General features: G+C 37.4%; 21 protein-coding genes and 1 tRNA gene. 11 read left to right on the top strand and 11 right to left on the bottom strand.

What is annotated here, in order from left to right; translation table 11 throughout:
* Window positions 1-5 precede the first annotated feature (5 nt).
* Genes sucD through MED217_RS08785 form a run of 8 tightly spaced genes read right to left on the bottom strand, consistent with a single transcriptional unit; the run spans window position 6 to window position 7,361 of the window.
* The gene (gene sucD, locus MED217_RS08820; RefSeq protein WP_009780160.1) at window positions 6-878 is read right to left on the bottom strand and encodes a succinate--CoA ligase subunit alpha; all 873 of its coding nucleotides are present in this window, start codon (window positions 876-878) and stop codon (window positions 6-8) included.
* Between the two features lie 60 nt (window positions 879-938).
* A complete protein-coding gene (locus MED217_RS08815; protein ID WP_009780159.1) occupies window positions 939-1,352 on the bottom strand; it encodes a nuclear transport factor 2 family protein in 414 nt (137 codons plus the stop codon).
* A gap of 1 nt (window position 1,353) precedes the next feature.
* Window positions 1,354-2,286 carry a UDP-3-O-(3-hydroxymyristoyl)glucosamine N-acyltransferase gene (locus tag MED217_RS08810; protein WP_009780158.1) on the bottom strand — a complete coding sequence of 311 codons (933 nt, stop codon included), beginning with the start codon at window positions 2,284-2,286 and terminating at the stop codon, window positions 1,354-1,356.
* A gap of 4 nt (window positions 2,287-2,290) precedes the next feature.
* The gene (gene efp, locus MED217_RS08805; RefSeq protein WP_009780157.1) at window positions 2,291-2,857 is read right to left on the bottom strand and encodes an elongation factor P; all 567 of its coding nucleotides are present in this window, start codon (window positions 2,855-2,857) and stop codon (window positions 2,291-2,293) included.
* Window positions 2,858-2,888: 31 nt separating this feature from the next.
* Window positions 2,889-3,674: an acyl-ACP--UDP-N-acetylglucosamine O-acyltransferase gene (gene lpxA, locus MED217_RS08800; RefSeq protein ID WP_009780156.1), complete on the bottom strand. Its 786-nt coding sequence runs from the start codon at window positions 3,672-3,674 to the stop codon at window positions 2,889-2,891.
* Between the two features lie 4 nt (window positions 3,675-3,678).
* The gene (locus MED217_RS08795) at window positions 3,679-5,088 is read right to left on the bottom strand and encodes a bifunctional UDP-3-O-[3-hydroxymyristoyl] N-acetylglucosamine deacetylase/3-hydroxyacyl-ACP dehydratase (protein WP_009780155.1); all 1,410 of its coding nucleotides are present in this window, start codon (window positions 5,086-5,088) and stop codon (window positions 3,679-3,681) included.
* Window positions 5,078-6,106: a UDP-3-O-(3-hydroxymyristoyl)glucosamine N-acyltransferase gene (gene lpxD / locus MED217_RS08790; protein ID WP_009780154.1), complete on the bottom strand. Its 1,029-nt coding sequence runs from the start codon at window positions 6,104-6,106 to the stop codon at window positions 5,078-5,080. Before lpxD ends, MED217_RS08795 begins: the two co-directional genes overlap by 11 nt.
* Before the next feature lie 25 nt (window positions 6,107-6,131).
* The gene (locus MED217_RS08785) at window positions 6,132-7,361 is read right to left on the bottom strand and encodes an HD domain-containing protein (RefSeq protein WP_009780153.1); all 1,230 of its coding nucleotides are present in this window, start codon (window positions 7,359-7,361) and stop codon (window positions 6,132-6,134) included.
* Between the two features lie 82 nt (window positions 7,362-7,443).
* Here MED217_RS08785 and porX point away from each other — a divergent pair, with 82 nt between their 5' ends.
* From porX to MED217_RS08760, 6 genes are all read left to right on the top strand, one after another.
* Window positions 7,444-8,997 (top strand): T9SS response regulator signal transducer PorX, encoded by a 1,554-nt coding sequence (gene porX, locus MED217_RS08780; RefSeq protein WP_009780152.1) that lies wholly within the window; start codon window positions 7,444-7,446, stop codon window positions 8,995-8,997.
* Between the two features lie 15 nt (window positions 8,998-9,012).
* Window positions 9,013-9,420 carry a tRNA (adenosine(37)-N6)-threonylcarbamoyltransferase complex ATPase subunit type 1 TsaE gene (gene tsaE / locus MED217_RS08775; protein ID WP_009780151.1) on the top strand — a complete coding sequence of 136 codons (408 nt, stop codon included), beginning with the start codon at window positions 9,013-9,015 and terminating at the stop codon, window positions 9,418-9,420.
* A gap of 255 nt (window positions 9,421-9,675) precedes the next feature.
* The gene (locus MED217_RS19120; RefSeq protein WP_009780150.1) at window positions 9,676-9,813 is read left to right on the top strand and encodes a hypothetical protein; all 138 of its coding nucleotides are present in this window, start codon (window positions 9,676-9,678) and stop codon (window positions 9,811-9,813) included.
* Window positions 9,761-10,333, top strand: coding sequence for a hypothetical protein (locus MED217_RS08770; RefSeq protein WP_195891558.1), 573 nt, complete (start codon window positions 9,761-9,763; stop codon window positions 10,331-10,333). Before MED217_RS19120 ends, MED217_RS08770 begins: the two co-directional genes overlap by 53 nt.
* A 120-nt stretch (window positions 10,334-10,453) precedes the next feature.
* Window positions 10,454-11,650, top strand: coding sequence for an alanine dehydrogenase (locus tag MED217_RS08765; RefSeq protein WP_009780148.1), 1,197 nt, complete (start codon window positions 10,454-10,456; stop codon window positions 11,648-11,650).
* Between the two features lie 15 nt (window positions 11,651-11,665).
* Window positions 11,666-12,049, top strand: a complete 384-nt coding sequence (locus MED217_RS08760; RefSeq protein ID WP_009780147.1) for a DUF4258 domain-containing protein — start codon at window positions 11,666-11,668, stop codon at window positions 12,047-12,049.
* A gap of 102 nt (window positions 12,050-12,151) precedes the next feature.
* On the opposite strand, the gene MED217_RS08755 is transcribed toward MED217_RS08760, so the two are convergent.
* The gene (locus tag MED217_RS08755) at window positions 12,152-13,327 is read right to left on the bottom strand and encodes a proline dehydrogenase family protein (RefSeq protein ID WP_009780146.1); all 1,176 of its coding nucleotides are present in this window, start codon (window positions 13,325-13,327) and stop codon (window positions 12,152-12,154) included.
* 87 nt (window positions 13,328-13,414) lie between these two features.
* Here MED217_RS08755 and aroB point away from each other — a divergent pair, with 87 nt between their 5' ends.
* On the top strand, window positions 13,415-14,494 hold the full coding sequence (aroB, locus tag MED217_RS08750) for a 3-dehydroquinate synthase (RefSeq protein ID WP_009780145.1): 1,080 nt from the start codon (window positions 13,415-13,417) through the stop codon (window positions 14,492-14,494).
* 75 nt (window positions 14,495-14,569) lie between these two features.
* Window positions 14,570-14,893 carry a hypothetical protein gene (locus MED217_RS08745; protein ID WP_009780144.1) on the top strand — a complete coding sequence of 108 codons (324 nt, stop codon included), beginning with the start codon at window positions 14,570-14,572 and terminating at the stop codon, window positions 14,891-14,893.
* Between the two features lie 170 nt (window positions 14,894-15,063).
* Here the strand turns inward: MED217_RS08745 and trxB are convergent, their stop codons facing one another.
* Window positions 15,064-16,020 carry a thioredoxin-disulfide reductase gene (trxB, locus tag MED217_RS08740; protein ID WP_009780143.1) on the bottom strand — a complete coding sequence of 319 codons (957 nt, stop codon included), beginning with the start codon at window positions 16,018-16,020 and terminating at the stop codon, window positions 15,064-15,066.
* A 214-nt stretch (window positions 16,021-16,234) separates the two neighbouring features.
* Here trxB and MED217_RS08735 point away from each other — a divergent pair, with 214 nt between their 5' ends.
* Both MED217_RS08735 and MED217_RS08730 read left to right on the top strand, forming a co-directional pair.
* Window positions 16,235-17,365, top strand: a complete 1,131-nt coding sequence (locus MED217_RS08735) for a PQQ-dependent sugar dehydrogenase (RefSeq protein ID WP_009780142.1) — start codon at window positions 16,235-16,237, stop codon at window positions 17,363-17,365.
* Window positions 17,362-17,817, top strand: a complete 456-nt coding sequence (locus tag MED217_RS08730; RefSeq protein ID WP_009780141.1) for a c-type cytochrome — start codon at window positions 17,362-17,364, stop codon at window positions 17,815-17,817. Before MED217_RS08735 ends, MED217_RS08730 begins: the two co-directional genes overlap by 4 nt.
* Here MED217_RS08730 and MED217_RS08725 read toward each other — a convergent pair whose 3' ends face one another.
* A complete protein-coding gene (locus tag MED217_RS08725) occupies window positions 17,818-18,264 on the bottom strand; it encodes a hypothetical protein (protein ID WP_009780140.1) in 447 nt (148 codons plus the stop codon). It abuts the gene before it with no gap.
* Between the two features lie 232 nt (window positions 18,265-18,496).
* Between MED217_RS08725 and MED217_RS08720 the strand changes: the two genes are divergently transcribed.
* Window positions 18,497-18,571: transfer RNA gene (locus MED217_RS08720), tRNA-Pro, on the top strand.
* Window positions 18,572-18,601: the final 30 nt, after the last annotated feature.

Below are 18,601 nucleotides of genomic sequence, written 5' to 3'. Positions count from 1 at the left end.
TGCTCTTAGCTCAATAGCTCGGCAACTTTCTTACCAATCTCAGCAGGAGAGTCAACAACGTGAACTCCGTTTTCTTTTAAGATTTTCTTTTTGTCTGCAGCAGATTCTCCTTCTCCTGAAACAATAGCCCCTGCGTGCCCCATTGTTCTACCTGCCGGTGCAGTCTCACCTGCGATAAAACCAATTACCGGTTTTGTAGTTCCGCTTGCTTTGATCCATTTTGCAGCATCAGCTTCTAATTGTCCTCCAATCTCACCAATCATAACCACAGCTTCAGTTTCAGGATCATTGATCAATAATTCAACAGCTTCTTTAGTAGTAGTCCCGATAATTGGATCACCTCCAATACCAATTGCTGTAGTAATACCTAAGCCTTGTTTTACTACTTGATCTGCAGCTTCATAAGTAAGAGTTCCTGATTTTGAAACAATACCTACTTTACCTTTTTTGAAAACAAAACCAGGCATAATCCCAACTTTCGCTTCACCCGGAGTGATTACACCAGGACAGTTAGGGCCGATAAGACGACAATCTTTATCTTTAATATAATCAGCAGCTTTAATCATATCTGCTACAGGAATACCTTCAGTAATCGCGATGATCACTTTGATCCCTGCATCAGCAGATTCCATAATCGCATCAGCAGCAAATGCCGGCGGTACAAAGATGATTGAAACATCAGCTCCGGTTTCTTTAACTGCATCTTCTACAGTATTAAAAACAGGCTTTTCTAAATGCGTTTGACCACCTTTTCCCGGTGTTACACCACCAACTACGTTAGTGCCGTATTCAATCATTTGACCAGCGTGAAAGGTACCTTCACTTCCGGTAAAACCTTGTACAATTATTTTGGAATCTTTATTTACTAAAACGCTCATGAGTTGTTTGAATTTTGTGGTAACAAAAATAATTTTTTAAAGCTGAATGCTAAAGGAATTTTAGGACTTTATACGAATGTGTGCATCATTATTTTGCGGGTCATCGTCGCTAGGTTGACTAATTTGATAACCGCGATACAACAATCCGTCTTTAAGCTCCCAAATTGCCATAAAATGAATGATACCTACTTCTTCATCAGGATTTTCAACTGTTTTTATGTAATAGGTTAACCGTGCACTTACTTTGTCATCCTCAGAGATCAAATGACTTATTGAACAACGCAACGATATGAACGACTTACCCATTTCTGAAGACATATCGGCAAGATCATCGTAAGTCATCTTAGAAAATCCCGTAGAGGCATTCCAATACAATTCTGCATCTTGATGTAAAAACTTTTTAAGAACACTTGAATCATTAAAAAAATCAGATTCATATAAACCTCTAACGAGGTCCTTTGCAGATTGACTCATTTTATTTTTTTATTTGTTCTAAAATATAAGGAATTTGACGAATGGAAGCCAATTCTCTAAACTTCTTTTTACTGTCTTCAGCAGGAGTTCCTAAATAGGACTTCCCTCCTTCTAAAGTACGGCCTACTCCACTCTGTGCAAAAATCACTGCTTTCTCTTTGATGGTAATTCCGCTAGCGATTCCTACTTGCCCCCAAATGACAACGTCATCTTCTACCACTACACAACCCGCAATTCCTGACTGCGCCGCAATAAGTACACGTTTTCCTATCTGTGTATCGTGACCTACGTGCACTTGATTGTCAAGTTTTGAACCTTCTCCAATAATCGTGTCCCCAGAAACGCCCTTATCTATAGTACATAAAGCACCAATATCAACGTGATCTTTGATAATAACTCGTCCACCGGAAAGTAATTTATCAAAGCCTGTTTCCCGCTTTTTATAATAAAAAGCATCAGCACCCAAAACGACTCCAGAATGAATGGTAACCCCATCGCCTATCACCGCATTATCATAAATACTGACATTTGCGTGTATCAAACAATTTTTACCTATACGCACATTGTTTCCTATAAAACAATTAGGCTGAATATGGGTTCCTTCACCAATTGTTGCTGAAGCAGCTATCGAAGAAGTCGCTTTTTGAAAAGGTTTAAAGAATTTTGTGAGCTTATTAAAGTCGGCAAACGGATCTTCAGAAATAAGTAAAGCTTTACCTTCTGGGCAATCTACTCTTTTGTTTATCAAAACAACAGTCGCTGCAGAAGCTAAAGCTTTATCGTAATATTTAGGATGATCAACAAAAACAATATCTCCGGGTTCTACAACATGAATTTCATTCATTCCCAAAACCGGAAAATCAGCATCGCCAACATAATCTACATTGAGAATTGTAGCAATTTGTTCTAAAGTATGTTTTTGAGGAAACTTCAATTACTTATTCTTTGATACGCTCTTTGTAGGTTCCTTTTTCAGTCTCTACTTTGATTTTATCTCCTTCATTGATAAATAAAGGAACGTTTACTTCTGCACCTGTTTCTACAGTAGCAGGTTTTGTAGCATTGGTTGCAGTATTTCCTTTTACACCAGGTTCGGTTGCAGTAACCTCCAGAATAACGTGCGCAGGCATATCTACAGATAGCGGCAGGCCGTCTTCGGTATTAATAGCAATAGAAACCACTTCCCCTTCCTTTAGAAGTCCGGGTTGATCTAAAGCAGATTCTAGAAGACGTATCTGAGTGTAATCGTCTGTATTCATAAAGTGATACCACTCACCATCACTATATAAAAACTGATAGCCTTTGGTCTCAACACGTACTTCTTCGATCTTATGACCCGCAGAAAAGGTATTATCTAAAACTTTTCCGTTAGTTACACTTTTTAATTTTGTTCTTACGAAAGCAGGTCCTTTACCTGGTTTTACGTGTAAAAATTCAACTATTTTATAAATATCATGGTTGTAGTGAATACACATCCCATTACGAATATCTGATGTAGTTGCCATATGTATGTTTTAATCTATTTTTTTACTGAAATTAATTAGCGGTAAAATACCCTTTCATAATACCACGTTGTGAATTACGTATAAACTGAAGAATCTCATCTCGTTCTGGAGTAGCTTCCATTTCAGCCTCTATAATATTCACAGCTTGGGTATTGTTATAATTCTTCTGATAAAGAATACGATAAATGTCTTGAATTTCTCTGATTTTCTCAGTGGTAAATCCTCTACGTCTCAAACCAATAGAATTGATTCCGACGTAAGACAACGGTTCGCGTCCTGCTTTTACATAAGGAGGAACGTCTTTACGTACTAATGATCCACCGGTAACAAATGCGTGGCTACCAATGGTACAAAACTGTTGCACCGCAGCCATACCCGCTAAAACAACGTGGTCACCTACAACAATATGCCCGGCAAGCGTACTGTTGTTTGAAAATATGCAGTGATCTCCCACAATACAATCGTGTGCAATATGGCTGTAGGCCATAATCCAGCAATTGTTTCCTATTTGGGTTTTCATTCTGTCTGTAGTACCACGATTTATGGTCACACACTCTCTAATCGTTGTGTTGTCGCCAATGATCGTAACCGTATCTTCATCGTCAAACTTTTTATCCTGCGGAATTGCAGATATTACGGCCCCGGGGAAAATATTTACATTTTTACCGATGCGCGCACCTTCCATAATCGTAACGTTTGATCCTATCCAGCTGCCTTCCCCAATTACAACATTATTATTAATGGTTGTAAACGGTTCGATCACCACGTTTTTGGCAATTTTAGCTCCAGGATGTACGTATGCTAAGGGTTGATTCATAAATCTAGTCTTTCTTTACTTTTACTATTTGAGCCATGAGCTCAGCCTCTGAAACTAATTTACCATTAACATAGGCGCTACCTTGCATATGGCAAATTCCTCTACGAATAGGCGATAGTAAATCTAGTTTAAATATAAGCGTATCTCCGGGAAGTACTTGTTGTTTAAAGCGTACATTATCAATCTTCATGAAATACGTAAGATAATTTTCGGGATCGGGAACAGTACTCAATACTAAAATCCCACCGGTTTGTGCCATGGCTTCTACCTGAAGTACACCCGGCATTACTGGCGAACACGGAAAATGACCAACAAAAAATGGCTCATTCATCGTCACATTCTTAAGACCTATAACGCCTGTATCTGTGATTTCTAGAATTTTATCTACAAGCAAGAAAGGTGGTCTATGGGGCAACATTGCCATAATCTCATTGACATCTTTAACCGGAGGTTTTGATAAGTCAAAAGAAGGAACGTTATTACGTTTTTCTAATTTGATTATTTTCTTCAGTTTTTTTGCAAATTGTGTATTTACAAAATGTCCCGGTTTATTCGCAATCACTTTTCCTTTAATTGGCATACCAACCAAAGCTAAATCACCAATTACGTCAAGCAATTTATGTCTCGCTGCTTCATTAGGATGATGCAAGGTTAGGTTATCAAGAATACCGTTTGATTTAACTGAAATATTATCCTTATTAAAAGCTTGTCTCAGCTTATCCATTGTTTCTGGAGATAACTCTTTATCTACATAAACAATAGCATTATTAAGATCCCCTCCTTTGATCAAGCCGTTTTCCAACAGCATTTCTATCTCGTGCAAAAAGCTGAACGTTCTTGAATCTGAAATTTCATCTTTAAACTCGGTGATACTTTTGATACTTGCATTTTGCGTGCCTAGAATCTTTGTTCCAAAGTCTACCATTGTAGTCAGTTGATATTCTTCAGCAGGCATGAGCATGATTTCGCTTCCTGACTTTTCATCAACATAACTAATCACTTCAGTAACCACATATTCTTCTCTACAAGCTTCTTGCTCCTTCAGCCCTACTTTTTCTAAAGCTTCAACAAAAAACTTAGAAGAACCATCCATAATAGGAGGTTCTGAAGCATCAAGTTCGATACAAATATTATCTATTCCCATACCTACACAAGCAGCTAATACGTGCTCGCTTGTTTGAATATGAACTCCAGATTTCTCAAGGTTTGTCCCACGCTGGGTATTCACCACATAATCTGCATTCGCTTCAATAATTGGCTGTCCTTCAAGATCTACGCGCTTAAAGAACATACCGTTATTTTCATCAGCCGGCTTAAATGTAAGTGTAACATTTTTACCTGTATGTAAACCAACGCCGGTTAAGGAAACCTCACCGGCGATTGTTTTTTGCTTTCCTTCAGCTTTACTTATCATTGGATTTTTGTTTTTCCAAATTATTTAATTGTTCTGCCAGACTCGGCAAGTTTTTAAAGTGTACATATGACTTATTAAAGTCATTATATGATAATGCCGGAGAACCTTGAACGGCCTCGTCATTTTTAAGATTTCTGGTAATACCAGACTGTGCTTGAATACGTACACGATCCCCAATGGTAATATGCCCCACGATTCCTACCTGACCTCCAATCATACAGTTTTTACCAATTTTTGTAGAACCTGCGATTCCGGTTTGTGCGGCTATTGCTGTATGTTCTCCAATCTCCACATTATGTGCGATCTGAATTTGATTGTCAAGTTTAACACCTTTGCGAATAATCGTAGAACCCAGTGTTGCACGGTCTATCGTAGTACCCGCTCCTATGTCTACGTTGTCTTCAATAATCACATTACCGGTTTGCGGAATACGCGAGTATTCACCATTTTCATCAGGAGCAAAGCCAAAACCATCAGCGCCTATAATAGCACCACTGTGCACATAAACTGTTTCTCCAAGAACACAATCTGAATAGACCTTAGCACCTTGAAAAAGCACACAGTTGTCTCCTATTTTACAATTATCGCCAATGTAAACATTAGGATAGATTTTAACGTTGTTCCCAATCTTAACGTTGTTTCCTATATAGGCAAAAGCACCCAAATATAGGTCTTCACCGTACTCAGCCGTATCCGAAATGAATGAGGGTTGTTCTATCCCTGATTTGTTCAGTTTTACTTGGTTATAATATTCAAGTAGCTTAGAAAATGATTTATAGGCATCTTCAACACGAATTAAAGTAACCTCAATATCATGTTCTGGTTGAAAATCTTTATCAACTATAGCGATTGAAGCTTTAGTCTTATATATATATGGTGTGTACTTTGGATTCGCCAAAAAAGTAAGCGATCCCTGTGTACCTTCTTCTATTTTTGAAAGTTTAGAAACTTCTGCATTGGGGTTTCCGTCGACAGAGCCTTCTAAAATTCCAGCAATTTGTTCAGCTGTAAATTTCATCATCGCAAAAATAGAAAAAAAGGGTTTAATTTAAGTGCTTCGGATAGCAGATATAGTTTTTTGTGATCACCTTTGATAAGGCCTTTAAACTCAACTGATCACTAGCCGAAATAACATCGATAACCTTTCCTTTTTTCGTCAATATATTTATAGCTTCCTTTTTTAAGGTATAAGCTTGATTGGTAAGTGTACCGGTAAATACAAAATAATCTACTTCTTCATCAGTAATGTCATAATGCACTTTTACACGTTCACGCTCTTCTTGTATAAATTCTTTCTTAAAGGGTTTTTTCTTGATTTTAATGCGAGGTAATTTTCGGTCAATGATGATCTTACAAAGGGTACTCAAAACAAAGTCATCGGCATCACACCAGGATTTCATAGCCGATATGATATCATAATCATCAAGGTTTGAAAAAACTTCTAGCGCCTCTTGATCAAAAACACCTTCAGCATTTTTTTTCTTCAAAAAATAACTTAACGCCTTACTGGCCGGCAAAACCTGACCACTTTCGGTTAGATATTTTGCACGCTTTAAAACTTTTACCAATACTTGCTCGGCAACAAGACTGGTTTTATGTAAATACACCTGCCAATACATCAGACGGCGGGCTACAAGAAATTTCTCTATTGTATAGATCCCCTTTTCTTCTACCATCAGTTCGTCATCTTTGACATTAAGCATTGCCAGAATACGATCTGTATTAATATTCCCTTCAGCCATCCCGGTATAAAAACTATCGCGCTTGAGATAATCGGTACGATCCATATCAAGCTGACCTGAGACCAACTGATGTAAAAAAGGACGGTGGTACGTTCCCTTAAAAATTTTAAGAGCCAGGGTTAAATTTCCGTTAAACTCATCGTTGAGCTGCTCCATAAATTGAAGCGATATTTGCTCGTGATGCACCCCTTCTGCAATACTATTTTCCATAGCATGAGAAAATGGGCCGTGACCAATATCATGCAATAAAATCGCAGCCATTGTAGCTTCTTTTTCTTCTGAAGAAACTCTAACACCTTTCTGCTCAAGCTTTTCAAGTGCCTTTTGCATTATATGAACACAACCTATTGCATGATGAAAACGAGTATGATGCGCCCCGGGATATACTAAATAAGACAAACCCATTTGCGAAATCCTGCGTAAACGCTGAAAGTATTTATGTTCAATAAGGTTAAATATGAGTCCGTTGGGTATGGTAATAAACCCATATATAGGGTCGTTAATTATCGTAAGTTTGTTAGCGGTCTTCAACGCGAAAGGCTTTTAAAATTTGATAACGCAAAATGCGTAAGCATGTGGTTTTTATAAAACCAAGCATCACAAATATACTATTATGAGTACGATAAAAATATTATGGGTAGATGATGAAATCGATTTACTCAAACCACATATCCTTTTTTTAGAAAAGAAAAACTATGAAGTAACCACGTGTCAAAGTGGTACCGAGGCGATTGACCTTGTTGAAGAACAAAACTTTGATGTTGTTTTTCTTGATGAAAATATGCCCGGACTCACCGGATTAGAAACTCTGAGTGAGATCAAGGCAAAGCGCGATACGCTTCCTGTAATTATGATCACAAAAAGTGAGGAAGAATATATTATGGAAGAAGCTATTGGTTCTAAAATCGCAGACTACCTTATCAAACCGGTTAATCCCAACCAGATTTTGCTAAGTCTCAAAAAGAATCTTGACACCAGCCGTTTGGTTTCTGAAAAGACAACGCTCAACTATCAGCAGGAATTTAGAAAAATAGCCATGGATATGGCTCAGGTAAATACATATGAAGAGTGGGCAGAATTGTATCAAAAGCTTATTTATTGGGAGCTCGAATTAGAGAATATCGAAGATCAAAGCATGCACGAGATCTTAGAATCTCAGAAAACGGAAGCCAACAGTCAGTTCTTTAAATTCATCGAGCGTAATTATGAAGATTGGTTTAGTGACGAAGATAGGCCAACCATGTCTCATACCTTATTTAAAGACAAAATCTTACCTCAAATTAAGAAAGACGATGCGCCTGTATTACTCATAGTGATCGACAACCTGAGATATGATCAATGGAAATCTTTTGAACCTATTATAAGTAACTATTATAAAAAAGAAAGTGAAAGTGCCTATTATAGTATTCTCCCCACAGCAACACAATACGCACGTAACGCGATATTTTCTGGGCTGATGCCAAGTGAGATGGAAAAACAACACCCAGACCTTTGGCTCAATGATACCGATGATGGAGGTAAAAACCTTAATGAGGATAAATTCCTCGCCGCACAGCTCAAGCGCTTAGGCTTGACAGATTTGGTTTGGGAATATCACAAGATCACCAATTTAAAAAGCGGAAAGAAACTCGTTGAGAATTTCAATTCTCTTAAAAAGAATGACCTTACGGTTTTAGTCTATAATTTTGTTGACATGCTCAGTCATTCTAAAACAGAAATGGAAGTTATTAAAGAACTAGCTTCTAATGATAAATCCTATCGTTCCTTAACTGAAAGCTGGTTTAAAAATTCTCCATTATTAGAAATGATTCAGAAGTCGCAACAGCTCGGCTTCAAAATTGTGCTTACTACAGATCACGGTACCATAAATGTCAAAAACCCGTCTAAAGTAATAGGAGACAAAAATACCAGTCTCAATTTGCGCTACAAAACCGGCCGAAGTCTTACTTACGAACAAAAAGATGTACTCGAAGCCAAAGATCCAAAAAGCATACACCTGCCCACTATTAATATGAGTAGCTCATTTATCTTTGCCAAAGGTGATTTGTTCTTTGCTTACCCTAACAATTACAATCATTATGTAAGCTATTTTAGAAATACCTATCAACATGGAGGTGTTTCTTTAGAAGAAGTCATCATTCCATTTATCGTTTTAAACCCTAGATAATTTTTGCCTTTATTTATGGAATATATCTATGAATTGAATCAAATTGATGAAGTCGCACAACAGATAATCGTGCAATTGAAATACCCTACCATTTTATTCTATGGTGATCTGGGTGCTGGTAAAACAACATTGATAAAAGCCTTAGTTAAAGCTTTAGGATCTGACGATAGCGTTTCTAGTCCTACATTTTCACTAATAAATGAGTACAAAACTCATGCGGGAGATACTATTTATCATCTGGATTTGTACCGTCTAAAAGAAGAAAATGAAGCGTATGATATCGGGATTGAAGAAATTCTTGATAGCGGAAGCCTAAAATTTATTGAATGGCCTCAAAAAATTAACAATTTGATTGATGATAACGTCCATTCGGCGAAAATTTCTTCGATAAACGAAGCAAAACGAAAATTAGAATTTATTTAAAATGTTAATATATTGTTAAAGGGAATTTTTAAATTTGAAGTATTTTCTTACAAGTCTAAAATTACGAAAAAGTTATAGTGATTTTTTTTTCGAGTAAGAGAATAATTGGTAAATTCAACACTTAATATTAATCGACAAAATGTGTTAAAGACTATTGACGTAAAGCAAATATAGAAAGAATATAAAATGTGATATCGTGTGAAAAGTTGCTCATCTTTGAACCAACAAATCATTAATACTCAAACACATTTTATTATGAAAATCAAAGCATTACTCCTAGGCCTTATAATTGCAGGTGCAACAGCAGTTACTTACACAGTACAAGATAGCAACGCAGATTATGCAGCAAAGAAAATCGAAAAAAGTAAAATCGTCATCCCTTCTAACGGGTAGTCTTATTGCAGCTTTTATAGTTGCATCTCCTTACTTTTTTTACTTATATGAAGGTTTCCCAGCCGTTAAGGTTTGGGAAACCTCTTTTTTTGGTTTAAATGTCAGCTATGAAACTATAAATTTTGGAACTGTCGATGTATTGGCTTGGGTTGTGTTCAGTAAATTGATTCCATTTATATTATTAATAATTTGGTTTTTGACATGTAAGCATTGGTGGTATCACGCCATTTTAGTTCCTGTTTGTATGTATTTTTTTCAAATTATAAGTGCATTTAATGACGATCTGACCTTCACAGATAGTGTGGATATTTATTATATGGCTCCTATTATACTCATTGCTCTTATATTTATTTATACAATCCGAATGAAAATATTTGATCGTATTCACAATATTGATCTTTCAGAACTCCAACGTGTATCCTTAAAGGGCGATATAAAGGCAAATGAAACCAATAACAATTTATACTCTACAACAGTTTCTGAAGAGGATGACGATGACGAACCTCTTTTTATGGGATAAATCCAGAATTGAATCTTCTTTATCGCTAAGTACTACAAGCATTTAGAATTCTTAGTCAAAACCTTTTTTTTCCTTTAAATATTATGTTTAATTTGAGGCTAATTTTACACTAATCCTCAGATGATTCAAAACAGTCCGTTTACAAGAGAACAGCTTATTCCTCAAGAAGAAAAGCTTGAAATAGAACAACGTAAAGGATCATTATTTATAGGGATTCCCAAAGAAAATCACTTTCAGGAAAAGCGGGTTTGCCTTACTCCAGATGCAGTGGGGGCTCTCGTAGCGCACGGTCACCATGTTCTAATCGAATCTAAAGCTGGCGAAGATGCGCGATTTACAGATCACGACTACTCTGAAGCCGGTGCAGAAATAACCGCAGATCGCAATAAAGTTTTTGGCTGCCCAATGGTTTTAAAAGTAGAACCACCATCTCTTGAAGAGCTGGAAATGGTCAATCCGCAAACGGTGATCATCTCTGCATTACAGCTTAAAACACAAAAAAAAGAATATTTTAAAATACTTGCCGCCAAACGCATTACTGCGTTAGCCTTTGAATTTATTAAAGATGCAGACGGCACCTACCCTGCCGTTCGCGCCTTAAGTGAAATCGCCGGTACTGCTTCAGTATTGATCGCTTCAGAAATCATGTCTCGCCAGGATGAAGGGAACGGTTTGATGTTCGGGAACATCAGCGGGGTTCCACCTATCGAAGTGGTGATCATTGGTGCAGGGACTGTTGGCGAATTTGCTACACGCTCTGCCTTAGGACTGGGGGCCAATGTAAAAGTATTTGACAATTCCCTGACCAAATTACGCTGCCTTCAGGTAAATGTTGGGCGCCCTTTGTATACTTCAACCATTCAGCCAAAAAACTTACTCAAAGCTTTACGCCGTTGCGATGTCGCCATTGGAGCCGTACGAGGTAAAGATCGTTCTCCGGTAATTGTAACCGAAACGATGATTGAATATATGAAGCCCGGCTCTATAATTATTGATGTAAGTATTGATATGGGCGGTTGTTTTGAAACGAGTGAAGTAACCTCTCACGACGAGCCTACCTTTAAAAAACACGGCGTCATTCATTATGGGGTTCCTAATATCCCTTCGCGCTACGCCAGAACTTCGTCGCTATCGATAAGCAATATTTTCACACCCTATTTATTAGAGATTGGGGAACACGGCGGACTCGAAAATAGCCTAAGAATCAACAAGGGTTTAAAAAATGGATTGTACTTTTACCGCGGAATTTTAACCAGCAAATCTGTAGCAGATTGGTTTGATCTTCCGTTTAGAGATATCAATCTTTTATTTTTTTAGCGCTTACATTTAATTATGAAAATTTTATACCGTTTAGGTTATTATTTAGGAGGTTTTGCCATTGGTCTTATTTTGCTAGCCTTTTTTGTCAAAGGAAGTGGTGTCGAACTTCCTTCTTGTGACTATATGCCCAATGCTCGGGTTTTAAAAACCATTAGAAATAATGGGTATATTCTTTCTAATCAAGCTGAAAAGCAATTGCAAGAATTAAAGCTTGACACGTCCTATTTGAATACTGTTTTTCTTGAAGGCGAAGTTGATTTTGATAAGAGCGATACCCGAAAAGAACCTTGTGGTTTTTATACGATTCATTCCCAAGAAACCATGCCTACTCCAATTACAACAACGCTCGAATTGTGTGATGAGCAGTTTGAAGTATTGACCGTAACCAAAAAATAGAAAGCAAACAAACCAAGATTCCTATTCACTTGGGTAGTTAAATAAAAAAGAGGCTAAGTAAATACTTAGCCTCTTTTTTATATCAATTCGTATTATTTCTGGTTATTCAGATTTACGACGCTTTCGCTCCTCTTGAATAAGCGTTAATTCTCTATTGGTTTGACCTGCGACAGACGTATTTTCTTCGGCTCTTCTAATAAGGTAAGGCATCACATCTTTTACAGGACCAAAAGGAACATATTTAGAAACATTATACCCTTCTTTTGCAAGATTGAAACTTATATGATCACTCATACCGTACAATTGACCAAACCATACCCGACCATCATCTGGAGCAATTTCTTTTTGCGACATAATTTCTATAGCGAGATAATTACTCTCTTCATTATGCGTCCCAATAAACGCCCAGATATCATCTAAATGATCAAAAATGTATACCAACATCGCGTTAAAGTGCGCATCAGTTTCTGGTTTATCTTTACAAATAGGTGAATCGTAACCATATTTATCTGCTCGTGCGCGTTCTTTTTCCATATAAGCACCACGAACGATTTTTACCCCTAGATGATATCCTTTGTCAATTCCGTCAAGGTGAAGTTCTTTAAGATAAGCCAATCGATCCCAACGATAACATTGAAGCGTTGTAAAAACAATAGGCTTCTCTTTATTATAGGTTTGCATCATCTCCAGAACCAAATCATCAACAGCGCCTTGCATCCAACTTTCTTCGGCATCAATCAGTAGTTTCAGATCACAAGCTTTTGCCTTGGCACACACTTCGTGAAAACGCTCCTGAATACGTTTCCATTCTTTATGTTCTTTATCTGTAAGCTTTTCTTTTTCGGTAACCTTGCGCCAAACTTCAAATCGTCCAAAACCTGTAGGTTTAAAAACTGCAAACGGCAGCCCGGGTCGGTTCTTCGAAAAATCAATTACGCTTAAAACACGGTTTAAAGCTGCATCAAATAAAGCTTCGGTTTCTTTCCCTTCAACAGAAAAATCAAGCACTGAATGTACATTTTTTGAGTACATCGCATCTATTGTTGAGACACAATCCTTTTCGCTTTCGCCGCCACAAAAATGATCAAATACGGTCGCCTTGACGATTCCCTTAATGGGTAAGTTTATATTGAGTGCAAAATTAGTAAGTGCAGAACCCACTTTAACCAGAGGTTGCAACGAGATCATCTTGAATAAAAAGTAAGCTCGGTTGAGTTCGCTATCTGATTTTAAGGAAAATGCAGTCTTTGTGTCATCAAAGATTTTTTGTTCTAACATATTCTGAAATTAGGCGTCAAATATAGCCAAATCGCAAAGGGATTGTTATAAAAGAATATTAATTTCACAACCTCAAAAAACTTTAACATGGAAGCGATTGAAGCTAAAGATTATCAGGTGGTTTTTGGAACAGACGGCTACACAAATCTTAATGCTATTTTAAAGGAAAAAAACTACAGCATCCTTTTTATACTTGTTGACAGCAATACTCACGAACATTGTTTGGCCCCTTTTCTTCAAAATGTGGTGACTCAAACAACCATCGAGATTATTGAAATTGATCCGGGAGAGGAGTTCAAAAACCTTGAGACTTGTGAAGGTGTTTGGAATGTGTTGTCAGAATTGAATGCCGATCGTAAAAGTGCTTTGATCAATTTAGGTGGTGGCGTAGTTACCGATTTGGGTGGATTTGTAGCTTGCTGCTTCAAACGCGGAATCGATTTTATCAATATTCCTACGACCCTGCTGTCTATGGTAGATGCTTCGGTAGGTGGTAAAACCGGCGTAGATCTAGGGCCTTTAAAAAATCAAATTGGGATCATAAGTAACCCGGAACTCGTTTTAGTAGATACCCATTTTCTAGGAACACTGTCTATCGAAGAATTACGAAGTGGTTATGCCGAAATGTTGAAACACGGCATCATCAGTTCTGAAGCCTATTGGAATACCGTAAAAGAGGCAAGTTATAGTGATTTTGAAAGCTTAGGTGATTTAATAAGACAATCGATCGCTATTAAAAACGAAGTAGTTCTCGAGGATCCTTTTGAGCAAAATCGTAGAAAAAGCCTTAATTACGGCCATACTTTAGGTCACGCTATAGAATCTTATTTTATGGAAAGTGATCAAAAACAGCGACTGCTTCACGGCGAAGCCATCGCCATTGGTATGATTTTGGCAAATTACCTTTCTACCCAGTTGTGTGATCTAGAAGAAGTAGTATGTAATGAGGTCTCGTTAGCAATCATGAGTTTTTATCAGGTTGTTCAATTTGATGACAAAGACATTGAGCAAATCATCACGTTGCTTAAATATGACAAAAAGAATAGTCATGGTAAAGTCCTGTTTGTACTTTTAAATAACATAGGAGAAGTTGTACTCAATCAAGAAGTATCAAACGAACTCATTTATAAGGCTTTTGAATACTATAAAAATTTAAATAAGAATTAAGCGAATAGTGTTGCACAACCCAACCGTTTTTTTTTAGATTTAACCACAAATTGCACCAATTATTAAATTTTATTTATGCGTCGCGTAATAGTTGATTTTAAAAAACTTACACCAGAGATTTTGGCTCTGTTAGTAGATAAGTACCCCTACGGATATGATGATGATCACATTATATCTTTTAAAAATGCTAAAAACGAACTCATCGAGTGTGTTGAAGTACGCACAGCAGATACCATCTATCTTGTTAAAGTGAGCAAGAAATTAGAAACATCTATGGAAAATTATGATGTTGATGATTATGAAGATGATGAACTAAACGATCCAATCGCTGAAATTCCAGAAAAAATGGAAGGAGAAGACGAAGATCTTGAAGAAGATGATGCCGAAGATGAAGATTAAATTCATCTTGGACTTATAAGCAATAAAAAAAGCTCTCGAAATCGAGAGCTTTTTTTATTGACATCGCCAAAGGTTATACTATCTCTAAGGCTTGTATTGAAAATTTATTCTAATAGGGAATACTTTGAAGGCGTTCCCTAAATAGTTGAAATCAATCTAGTCGCAAAAACCTAAGCTTCTACTTTTTCTTCTATTGAAGCTAGATAACGTTCTGCATCCAGTGCAGCCATACAACCGGTACCTGCAGCTGTAATCGCTTGACGATACTCTTTATCTTGCACATCTCCACTTGCAAAAACTCCCGGCTTTCCAGTTTTTGTAGATTTGGCTTCAGTGATGATATAACCGGTATCATCCATTTCTAACTGTCCTTTAAAAATATCGGTATTGGGTTTGTGTCCAATAGCAATAAATAAACCGGTAATTTCAATTTGAGAAGTTTCTTTAGTTTGATTGTTGATCATTTTCAAACCTTCAACTACTTGTTCACCTATCACCTCCTCTACTTCAGTATTATAAAGTACCGTAATATTTTTTCTAGAATTCACTCGGTGCTGCATCGCTTTTGAAGCGCGCATTTCATCTTTTCTTACCAGCATAGTCACGTGCTCACAGATATTTGCAAGATAGGTTGCTTCTTCTGCTGCGGTATCTCCCCCACCTACAATTGCTACACGCTGATTTTTATAAAAGAATCCATCACAAACGGCACAAGCCGAAACGCCACCACCACGTAAGCGCTGCTCACTTGGAAGTCCCAGATATCTTGCCGTTGCACCTGTAGAAATGATAACAGATTCCGCTTCGATTTCTGTAGTATTGTCAACAGTTGCTTTGTGAATACCTCCTTCTTCCGAAGAAAATTCAACATTGGTGATCATTCCTATACGCACTTCAGTACCAAAACGCTCAGCTTGCTGCTGAAGCTGTACCATCATCGTTGGTCCGTCGATACCTTCTGGATATCCCGGGAAGTTATCAACCTCAGTGGTAGTAGTTAATTGTCCGCCAGGCTCCATACCTGTGTAAACCACCGGTTTCAAATCTGCGCGCGATGCATAAATTGCTGCAGTATATCCTGCAGGGCCAGAGCCTATAATTAAACATTTAATACGTTCTACTGCCATTTAATTTATTTTTAAATCCACAATGTGGAATTCAACTTTAGTTTTACTTATTAAGTATGCTACAAGAGCAAAAATAGTCGATTCTTAGCTCTTATAAAAAGGAACCTAATCGCTACTTATAAGTCGTTATCAACAATGCAAATTTACAAGGATGTTTAAATTCAATACTTTAGGATTGTTAGGTTTTCACTATTTTTAGATCAAAATTTTTTATATGAAAAAGCGCAGTTTACTTATACTTTGTGTATTTACCACATTAATGGCTTGTGCACAAAATCCAAAAGAGGTTAAAGAGGATGACGTACCTATTTCAGTCTCTGAAGCATACGGCTACGAGACTGTCGTTGCAGATTTGATCAATCCTTGGGGAATGGCTTTTTTACCTGACGGCAGCCTTCTTATCACCGAAAAATCAGGAGAACTCATTCATTTTAAAGATGGAGTCAAGCAAGAAATCACGGGTGTTCCGGAAGTATATAACCGTGGTCAAGGAGGTTTGCTCGACATTCAATTGAGTCCTAATTATGCTGAGGACGGCTTTATTTATATCACTTACTCTTCTACTGAAGGTGATGGCAAAGGTGGTAATACCGCATTAATGCGCGCTAAACTTTCAGGAACTACACTTACAGACCAAGAGGTTCTTTATAAAGCCACTCCTAATACGACTAAAGGTCAGCACTGGGGAAGTCGAATTGTATTTGACGATGCGGGTCACGTCTTTTTCACTGCCGGAGAGCGCGGGGAACGCGACATCAATCCGCAAGATATCACGCGTGATAACGGAAAAGTATACCGATTAAATTTAGATGGAAGCATTCCTGCAGACAATCCATTTGTGAATACGGCTGATGCTAAAGTAGCGATCTGGTCCTATGGACATCGCAATCCGCAAGGAATGATCGTCAACCCTGAGACCAATGAAATTTGGGTACACGAACACGGACCTCGTGGTGGAGACGAAATCAACGTAATTAAAAAAGGAGCCAATTACGGTTGGCCTGTGATCACCTATGGTATAAACTACAGCGGTACCGAAATTACAGATGAAACTCAAAAAGAAGGAATGGAACAGCCTTTATATTACTGGGTTCCTTCTATTGCTCCAAGCGGGATGGCATTTGTATCAAGTGATACTTATCCCGAATTAAAAGGAAATATTCTGGTCGGTTCTTTAAAGTTTGTATATCTCGAGGCGCTTTATCTAAATGACGCTAATGAGGTGATTAAAAGAGAAAAGCTTCTAGACGGAATTGGCCGTGTGCGCAATGTAATTGAAGGACCTGATGGATATATTTATGTTGGCGTTGAAGGAGTAGGAATCGTAAAACTTGTAAAAAATTGAAAACACTAAGTCTATTTATTTTAGGATCGGTTGCTCTTGTAGGCAGCTATTTAAGCCTTAAAACTGATGTTTCATTTGTCAATACTGAAGTAGCGTACCATAGAATTCAACAGGATACTACATTACAAAACAGTATTGAACGCGGCAAAACGGTGTATGAGGATTTTTGTATGCAATGTCATATGGCTACGGGACAAGGAATCCCCGGCGCATTCCCTCCTCTTGCTAAAGCTGACTATCTAGTAAAAAATCGAACCAAAGCCATTCACGCGGTCAAATTTGGTTTAAAAGGTCCTATAACGGTAAACGGAACCGATTACAACAGCGTAATGGCTCCGCTAGGTTTGTATGATGATGAAGTAGCTGATGTAATGAATTACATCTTAAATTCTTGGGGTAACACAAGTGATAAGTTGGTTACCGAAGAAGAAGTAGCAGCCGTTGAAGAGTAGCTATTCTATACGCTGATAATTTTCAGAGAAAATACGATTGCCGTCTTCGTCTGTGGTGATCTGACTATATTCATTTTCTGAAATTTGTAATTCAAAGGTGAACATGCGCAATGTATCAATGACATTCATCATGCTTTCAGAACCATATTCCAGTGTTTCAATAAGCTGATCTTCTGATGCCACATAACTTCCGTAACCAAACCATTCTACGGAATCTTTGGGTACATAGCGCGTCCACATCACACGATCTTTGGTATACATTTTAATTTGACGATACCCATCTGTAGTTGCAACGGTATCTATGATTTGGTTGTCATCATAATGATAAAAATCCCGAAGTTCCCAAGTACCTCGTAATAAAACATCATTAGATTGTTTAAGAGCGTCAGAATCGATACTCCAAGAAGTACCAATTATTAAGAGTAGGGTAAGAAGTGAAAGTTTCATAATATTTAAGCTATAGAATTAAAGATTTACTTCATTTAAGTTACAAAAAATATAATATCAATAAACTACAACGTTGTAATTTTATTATAATTAAACGTTTTACTTAATTCATAAAGAATATTTTAAGTGTATTTTGATTTTAATTCTAGCTCAAAAATGGGTCAGTGTGTATTCTGAGAGAAAGGCTTTGCGGTTTGCTGCAATTATTTATATTTGCAGCCTGCAAAATTTTCGGGATGTAGCTTAGTCCGGTTAAAGTGCGCGTCTGGGGGGCGCGAGATCGGAGGTTCGAATCCTCTCATCCCGACAATAAACAACAAAAAAGGGTAATCGTTTG

The sequence above is a fragment of the Leeuwenhoekiella blandensis MED217 genome (assembly GCF_000152985.1).
Classification (GTDB): domain Bacteria; phylum Bacteroidota; class Bacteroidia; order Flavobacteriales; family Flavobacteriaceae; genus Leeuwenhoekiella; species Leeuwenhoekiella blandensis.
Note: the sequence above shows the minus strand (reverse complement) of the source record. Positions and strands in the feature narration are given on the sequence as shown.